Origin of the sequence: Rhodococcus phenolicus (assembly GCF_001646785.1) — a bacterium.
Taxonomy (GTDB): domain Bacteria; phylum Actinomycetota; class Actinomycetes; order Mycobacteriales; family Mycobacteriaceae; genus Rhodococcus; species Rhodococcus phenolicus.
In genome coordinates, this window is sequence record NZ_LRRH01000033.1 from 39,573 (window position 1) to 47,190 (window position 7,618).

Consider the following 7,618-nt stretch of genomic DNA (forward strand, 5'->3'; position numbering starts at 1 on the left):
CCGGCGCGCTGTCACGTCAGTACGGGCCGCAGCGTGCGCACGGCGAAGTCGACGACGTCGTCGACCGTGACCGACGGGTCGGTGGTGCGGTCCATCGCGACGGACTCGACCATCGACCACCACCCGCGCAGCTTCATGGTCGTGGCGGTGCTCGCGGCGGTGCCGGTGGCATCGAGGATCCGCGCGGTCATGGTCGTCTTGACGTTCTCGTGGATCTCGCGGATCTGCGGGTCGTGACCGAAGCCGCCGTGGAACAGCGCCTGGTAGTTGCGGCCGTGCCGGTCGATGAACGAGACGAAGGCCCGCACGACACCGCGGAGCGGGTCGTCGTCGCCGGGGTCCGGGACGGCGGCGCGGAGCAGGCGGCGGGCGGCCGCCCCGACGACCGCGGCGTAGTAGTCCTGCTTGGTCGGGAAGTAGCGGAAGAGCAGGCCACGGGAGATGCCGGCGATCTCGGCGACCCGGTCGACGGACAGCGCGTGGATGGGACGCACGGCGAGTTCCTGCAGGCCGATGGCCACGAGTTGCCGTTTGCGTTCCTCCGGAGGCAGCCGCCGCCGGGGGGCGGACTGCGATGGTGCTTGTCGTGCTGAGGTCACCCCGATACTCTAACTGAGCATTGCTCATTTAGAGGGAGGCCCCATGGATTTCGCCCGGTCGGAACGTTCCCGCGACTACCTCGAACGTCTGCGCACCTTCATCGCCACGGAGGTCGAACCCGTCGAACGGACGCTGCGCGCGGCGCGCGTCGAACCGTTCGCGCAGCGCGGCGACAGCTCCGGCGACGCCACCTGGTCGGTGCCGCCCGAGTTCCGGGAGCTGCAGCGCAAGGCCAGGGAACAGGGGCTGTGGAATCTGTTCCTCCCCGACCCGGAGCTCGGCGCTGGCCTGTCCAACGTCGAATACGCACCGCTGGCCGAGGAGATGGGACGCTCCCAGTTCGCGTCCGCGGTCTTCAACTGCGACGCCCCGGACACCGGGAACATGGAGGTCCTCTACCACTACGGCAGCGCGGAACAGAAGGACCGCTGGCTGCGTCCGCTGCTCGACGGCGAGATCCGCTCCGCGTTCTGCATGACCGAGCCCGACGTCGCCTCCTCCGACGCGACCAACATGGCCGCGACCGCGATCGTCGAGGGCGACGAGGTCGTCCTCAACGGCCGCAAGTGGTGGAGCACCGGCATCGGCCACCCGGACTGCAAGGTCCTGATCTTCATGGGCCTGTCCGACCCGGAAGCCCACAAGTACCAACGACATTCGATGGTGCTCGTGCCGATCGACACACCCGGTGTGAAGGTCGAGCGGATGTTGTCCACGATGGGTTTCTACGACGAACCCGGCGGCCATGGCGAGGTGTCGTTCACCGACGTGCGCCTGCCGCTGGACGCGATCATCGCCGGCCCGGGCCGCGGATTCGAGATCGCTCAGGGCCGTCTCGGGCCCGGCCGCGTCCACCACTGCATGCGCCTGATCGGCCTCGCCGAGCGCACCCTCGAACTCGCATGCCGCCGCGGTCTCGAGCGCGTCGCGTTCGGCAAGCCGCTGGCCAACCTCGGCGGCAACCGTGAACGCATCGCCGACGCCCGCATCGCCATCAACCAGCTGCGTCTGCTGGTCCTGAACACCGCGTGGCTGCTCGACACCCAGGGCCTGGCCGGAGCCCGCTCCGCGGTGTCCGAGATCAAGGTCGCCACACCGCGCGTCGTCCAGCAGGTCGTCGACTTCGCCATCCAGATCCATGGCGGTGCAGGACTTTCCGACGACTTCCCGCTCGCCGGCGCGTGGACCGCCGCACGCGCACTGCGGTTGGCGGACGGTCCCGACGAGGTGCATCAGGGTCTCGTGGCCAGGTTCGAACTCGGCAAGTACAACTAGAGGGGACCTCGTGAGCAGCCTTCCCGACAACGCCCGGCCGGTCCGTGACGAGGACAGCTTCGACGTCGCCGCCGTCGCGACGTGGCTCGCCGAACACGCCGGAATCACCGGAGTGCCCGAGGTGCGTCAGTTCGCCGGCGGCGCATCCAATCTCACCTACCTGCTGCGCTATCCGGACCGCGATCTGGTGCTGCGCCGCCCGCCGGCCGGTGCCAAGCCGTCGTCCGGCCACGACATGTCCCGCGAGCACCGCATCCAGTCGCTGCTCGCGCCCGTGTATCCGCACGTGCCCACGATGATCGGGCTGTGCACGGATCGGTCGGTGCTGGGCAGCGACTTCTACGTCATGGAGAAGGTCGACGGAACCATCCTGCGAACGGCGCCACCGGACGACCTCGGACTCACGCCCGAGAACACCCGTGACCTGTGCCTGCGGGTGATCGATCTTCTCGTCGAGTTGCACGGTGTCGACCCGGAGACCTCCGGTCTCGCCGAATTCGGCCGCGGTTCGGGATATGTGGCGAGGCAGGTGGCGGGCTGGACCAAGCGGTTCGCCGCCGCGCGCACCGACAACGTCCCGGACTTCGCCCGCGTGACCGCATGGCTCGCGGCCAACCAACCGGCCGACATCGCGTCCCGGGTGATCCACGGTGATTTCCGGCTCGACAACGTCGTTCTCGGCGACGACCTGACGCCGCGTGCCGTGCTCGACTGGGAACTCGCCACGATCGGCGACCCGCTGATGGATCTCGGCTCGAGTCTCGCGTACTGGGTGCAGGCCGACGATCATCCGATGATGCTGGCCACCAAGCGGCAGCCGTCGGATCTGCCGGGCATGCTCACCCGCCGCGAGATCGTCGAACACTACGGGGAGCGTACCGGTCTGCCCATCGACAACTGGGGCTTCTACGAGGTGTTCGGGTTGTTCCGGCTCGCGGTGATCGCGCAGCAGATCTACTACCGCTACCACCACGGTCAGACGACGAACCCGGCGTTCGAGCACTTCTGGGTCGCCGTCGGATATCTGGACACCCGCTGCAACGAACTGATCGACACTCTGGAGGGGAAGTAAGTGGACAGAGGCACGACACGCAGGAACATCCTCATCACGGGTGCCAGCTCGGGCCTGGGCCGTGGCATGGCGCGTGAATTCGCCGCGCGCGGACGCAATCTCGCGCTGGCGGCGCGGCGTACCGAACGGCTCGAGGAACTGCGCGACGAGCTGCTCGCCGCGCACCCGCAGATCACCGTCGCGATCCGCAGCCTCGACGTGAACGCGCACGACGACGTCTTCCGCGTGTTCCGGGAGTTCGACGAGGAGCTCGGTGGTCTGGACCGGGTGATCGTCAACGCGGGCCTCGGTAAGGGACAACCGTTGGGCACCGGCTATTTCCACGCCAATGCCGCGACCGCTCGCACCAACTTCCTCGGGGCGCTCGCGCAGAGCGAGGCGGCGCTCGAGTTGTTCCGGCCGCGCGATGCCGGTCACCTCGTGTTGATCTCGTCGGTGAGCGCGATGCGGGGCATGCCCCGCAATCTCACCACCTACGCGGCGTCGAAGGCGGCGGTGGGGGCGCTGGGTGAGGGTGTGCGCGCGGATCTCGCGAAGACCGGCATCGACGTCAGCACTGTCTTCCCGGGATTCATCCGCTCGGAGATCAACGAGAAGGTGAAGAAGGTGCCGTTCATCGTCGACACCGAAACCGGTTGCCGCGCTCTGGCCGCGGCCATCGAGAAGGAACCGGGGAAGGCGTACGTCCCGACGTGGCCGTGGACACCGATCGCCTACGCGATGAAGGTGCTACCGCTGTCCGTCGTCGCCAGATTCGGGTGATGGGAACCAATATTCGGTCTATCAGGGTGATGGTTCCCATCACCGCGTGACCGCCGTACTCGAACGGCCTCGCGGTCGACCGGAAACGCCGATGGCGGTGGATGATCCGAAGATCGTCCACCGCCACCCGCGCAGATACGGAGTCGGTACCCGTTGGGACTCAGGCCTCGATGATGAAGGCCTCGAGTTCGGTGCGAGCCTTGTCGTCGGCCATCTGGACCGGCGGGGACTTCATCAGGTACGCCGACGCCGGGAGGATCGGGCCGCCGAGGCCGCGGTCCTTGGCGATCTTCGCCGCGCGGATGGCGTCGATGATGATGCCGGCGGAGTTCGGCGAGTCCCAGACCTCGAGCTTGTACTCGAGGTTCAGCGGGGCGTCACCGAATGCGCGACCCTCGAGGCGGACGTACGCCCACTTGCGGTCGTCGAGCCACTCCACGTAGTCCGAGGGGCCGATGTGGACGTTGCGGTCGTGGACCTTGCCGGCCAGCGGGCCGTTCAGGTTCGACGTCACGGCCTGTGTCTTGGAAACCTTCTTCGACTCCAGGCGCTCACGCTCGAGCATGTTCTTGAAGTCCATGTTGCCGCCGACGTTGAGCTGGTAGGTGCGGTCCAGCACGACGCCGCGGTCCTCGAACAGCTTGGCCATCACGCGGTGGGTGATGGTCGCGCCGACCTGGCTCTTGATGTCGTCGCCGACGATCGGGACACCGGCCGCGCGGAACTTCTCGGCCCACTCCGGGTCGGAGGCGATGAACACGGGCAGGGCGTTGACGAACGCGACGCCGGCGTCGATGGCGCACTGGGCGTAGAACTTGTCGGCTTCCTCGGAGCCCACCGGCAGGTAGGAGACGAGGACGTCGACCTGCGCGTCCTTCAGGGCCTGGACGACGTCGACGGGCTCGGCGTCGGAGACCTCGATGGTCTGCGAGTAGTACTTGCCGATGCCGTCGAGGGTCGGGCCGCGCTGGACGGGAACGTCGAGCGGCGGGACGTCGGCGATCTTGATGGTGTTGTTCTCCGACGCCAGGATCGCCTCGGACAGGTCGAAGCCGACCTTCTTGGCGTCGACGTCGAACGCGGCGACGAACTTGACGTCGCGCACGTGGTAGGAACCGAACTTCACGTGCATCAGGCCGGGGACGGTCGAGCTCTCGTCCGCGTCCTTGTAGTACTGCACGCCCTGGACCAGGGACGAGGCACAGTTCCCCACGCCCACAATGGCCACGCGCACCGAGGTGTTGTTCTCACCCATGGTCGGGTTCTCCTTCTTTCTTGCTGGGTGCTGTCGACTGCTCGGCGGCGATCAGTTCGTTGAGCCAGCGGACTTCGCGTTCGCTGGATTCGAGACCGAGCTGGTGGAGCTGACGGGTGTAGCGATCCAGAGTGCCGCTCGCCCGTCCGATCGCGTCGCGGAGCCCTTCTCTGCGCTCCTCGACCTGGCGGCGCCTGCCCTCGAGAATCCGCATCCGCGCTTCGGCGGGGGTGCGGCTGAAGAAGGCGAGGTGCACACCGAATCCGTCGTCGGTGTAGTTCTGCGGTCCCGTGTCGGCAACCAATTCGCTGAAGCGTTCCCGACCGGCGGCCGTCAGTTGGTACACGCGGCGGGCCCGCCTGACCGTGCCGGGTACTCCGGAGTCCTCCTCGATGAGGCCGTCCGCCTGCATGCGGCGCAGCGTCGGGTAGAGGGACCCGTAGGAGAAGGCGCGGAATGCGCCCAGCAGCCCGGTCAGTCGTTTGCGGAGCTCGTAACCGTGCATGGGGGATTCGAGAAGCAGCCCGAGGATTGCCAGTTCGAGCAACGGGTTCCCTCCTCGATTCTCCCGGTCGAACAACCGACGTGATACGACGCGAAACTATATCGCACCGATATATACGACGATACTCCGAACCGATAGGTTCGTCGCGCCGTGCCGGCCGGACGTGCCCGCTCAGGGGCGATACGGGAACACCGCGAGCACCGTGCCGTCGAACGCGACCTCGAGGTGACCGCGCTGCTCCCGGTCGTCCTCGACGTGGATCGCGAGCGTGTGGTCGCTCCCGCCGGCACGGATCTGGTCGACGCTGCCGTCCGGAAGACGAGTGGTCGCGGGCGCTCCCGCGACCAGACCTGCCAGCCGCCGCAGGTCGATCGCGGACATGTCGAAGGCAACCCCCGACGACCGGGACGACGACCCGCCGAACTTCCGGAACCGGCCGTCGTACAGATACGACATCGACGTACCCGGGCCGTCCTGACGCACGACGTACACCTGATCCTCGGTCGCGCTGATCTCGTCGGCGATCGTGTCCCCGAACTCCGCCCGGTAGTCGTCGACGAACCGCGCGAACCCGTCCGCTGTCAGCCGATACCCCGCCGGTCCCCCGGCGCCGGGCGGAACGATCAGCCCGGCGACGGCGCCGATCGCCACACCCGCGGCGACCGCGCCGGACGCGAACAGCCACCGCCGGGGAAGCGGCTCCCCCGCCCGCACGAGCGGTCGCAGCAACGGTGGCCCCTGCAGGTCGCCGACCAGTACATCCAGTTCGCCGAGGATGCGCGCCGACTTCGCCGCGGCGATGCGCGTGACGTGCTCGGCGTCGTCGATCTGCCCGTCCTCGCGTGCCGCGTCCAGGCGGCCGCACACGTCCGCGCGATCGGTGTCCCGTGCCCGCCGGCCCGCCGGCCCGGACGCGCTCACGGCGCGAACTCCGAGACCGACAGCAGGTTCCCCTCCGGCGACAGCGTGATCGACCCGCTCTCCTGCGCCGGGTTGGACACCGAGATCCGCACGACGTTCCCGTGCTCGGTCGTCTCGAGCGAGATGCTGTTCACCGTTCCGTCCGGAACCCCGGTCGACTGCGGCGCACCCGCGAGGTAGCGCGCGAGCAGCGGGACATCGACGGTCGCGAGGTCGAACACCGGTGTGTCCACGTCGCGGGTGACCGGGTCGCGGTCGGCGCTGATCCCGCCGCGATAGGTGTAGGACACGACGCGATTCGGCGAGTCCGTCAGCGCCTTGTCGAAGGACGCGATCTCGGCCGACAGATACGCCTCGTCGACGACCGCATCACCGAAATGCTCGCGGAGGTCGGCGCGGAACTGCTCGATACCTTCTGCCGTCGCCGGCCGCGGGGTCGGAACCACGATCGGTTCGACCACCGCATTGGAGCCGGTGTCCTCGGCCGCCGTGGACGCGGCCGGTTCCGGCTGCACCCAGCGGAAGGTCGCGACACCGCACACCACGGCCACCACGAGAACTCCCACGACGAACAGCCGGTCGCGGCGTCGGGCGCCCGGGGCATCCACGGCGGAATGCTGTTCGGTCTTCACAAGCGTTCACCTGTACTCGCGGAGGACGGACCCGTCGAATCCGGCCTTCAGATATCCGTTTCCGCGGTCGTTGCCGTAGTCGACATAGATGTTCGTCGTGGGAATGCCGTCGTCCCGGATGACGACGTGGGTGACCGCGCCGTCCGGTGCACCCAGCAATGCGGGGGCGCGCACGAGCAGGTCGTCGAGGGCGGCGGCATCGACCAGGCCCGCATCGAAATCGCGGTAGCCGGAGAACCGTGACGACGTCGGTGTACTCGACCGCTGCCAGCCACCCTCGAACCCGTAGGACACGATGCGGCCGGGATCCTCGGGCAGGGCGCGCCCCGCGCCCGCCCGCTTCGGATACAACGTGATCTCGTACGCGATGGTGTCGCCGAACTCCGCTCGGTAACCGTCGACGACGCGCCGGAAACCACCCGGCTCGAGCGGGCGGACCGGTTCGACCACGATGGGCTCGACCGCGATCGGATCTGCGGCGGCGGGCGCGGCCTCACCGGCAGGTACTGCGGGCTCGGGTTCCGGCGAATCGTCCCCGGACGAGACAGCGACCGCCACTCCCAGCGCGACCGCGATCGCCGCGGCGATCCCGGCGA

9 protein-coding genes are annotated in these 7,618 nt (G+C 68.2%); 3 read left to right on the forward strand and 6 right to left on the reverse strand.

The window, feature by feature from the left end; translation table 11 throughout:
• Positions 1-11: 11 nt before the first annotated feature.
• Entirely contained in the window at positions 12-599 is a 588-nt protein-coding gene (locus A8G15_RS10350) for a TetR/AcrR family transcriptional regulator (RefSeq protein ID WP_068158774.1), read from the reverse strand.
• Positions 600-642: 43 nt separating this feature from the next.
• On the opposite strand from A8G15_RS10350, the gene A8G15_RS10355 reads away from it, so the two are divergent.
• The 3 genes from A8G15_RS10355 to A8G15_RS10365 are packed head-to-tail and all read left to right on the forward strand — an operon-like array spanning position 643 to position 3,709.
• The gene (locus tag A8G15_RS10355; protein ID WP_068158776.1) at positions 643-1,875 is read left to right on the forward strand and encodes an acyl-CoA dehydrogenase family protein; all 1,233 of its coding nucleotides are present in this window, start codon (positions 643-645) and stop codon (positions 1,873-1,875) included.
• 10 nt (positions 1,876-1,885) lie between these two features.
• Positions 1,886-2,947, forward strand: a complete 1,062-nt coding sequence (locus A8G15_RS10360; RefSeq protein WP_068158778.1) for a phosphotransferase family protein — start codon at positions 1,886-1,888, stop codon at positions 2,945-2,947.
• On the forward strand, positions 2,948-3,709 hold the full coding sequence (locus A8G15_RS10365; protein ID WP_068158780.1) for an SDR family oxidoreductase: 762 nt from the start codon (positions 2,948-2,950) through the stop codon (positions 3,707-3,709).
• 160 nt (positions 3,710-3,869) lie between these two features.
• On the opposite strand, the gene A8G15_RS10370 is transcribed toward A8G15_RS10365, so the two are convergent.
• From A8G15_RS10370 to A8G15_RS31060, 5 genes are all read right to left on the reverse strand, one after another.
• On the reverse strand, positions 3,870-4,964 hold the full coding sequence (locus tag A8G15_RS10370) for an inositol-3-phosphate synthase (protein WP_068158782.1): 1,095 nt from the start codon (positions 4,962-4,964) through the stop codon (positions 3,870-3,872).
• The gene (locus A8G15_RS10375) at positions 4,957-5,511 is read right to left on the reverse strand and encodes a PadR family transcriptional regulator (protein WP_068158784.1); all 555 of its coding nucleotides are present in this window, start codon (positions 5,509-5,511) and stop codon (positions 4,957-4,959) included. The genes A8G15_RS10370 and A8G15_RS10375 overlap by 8 nt, the downstream gene beginning before the upstream one ends.
• A gap of 129 nt (positions 5,512-5,640) precedes the next feature.
• A complete protein-coding gene (locus A8G15_RS10380; RefSeq protein ID WP_082899805.1) occupies positions 5,641-6,390 on the reverse strand; it encodes a DUF1707 SHOCT-like domain-containing protein in 750 nt (249 codons plus the stop codon).
• Positions 6,387-7,022, reverse strand: coding sequence for a hypothetical protein (locus tag A8G15_RS10385; RefSeq protein WP_068158785.1), 636 nt, complete (start codon positions 7,020-7,022; stop codon positions 6,387-6,389). Before A8G15_RS10385 ends, A8G15_RS10380 begins: the two co-directional genes overlap by 4 nt.
• Positions 7,023-7,028: 6 nt before the next feature.
• Positions 7,029-7,618: hypothetical protein (locus A8G15_RS31060; RefSeq protein WP_068158787.1), on the reverse strand; the 590-nt coding region annotated here is incomplete at its 5' end.

Bases quoted from the DNA above. Each gene is read 5' to 3' on its own strand.
- A8G15_RS10355 (WP_068158776.1), top strand. From the start codon at position 643: ATGGATTTCGCCCGGTCGGAACGTTCCCGCGACTACCTCGAACGTCTG.
- A8G15_RS10370 (WP_068158782.1), bottom strand. From the start codon at position 4,964: ATGGGTGAGAACAACACCTCGGTGCGCGTGGCCATTGTGGGCGTGGGG.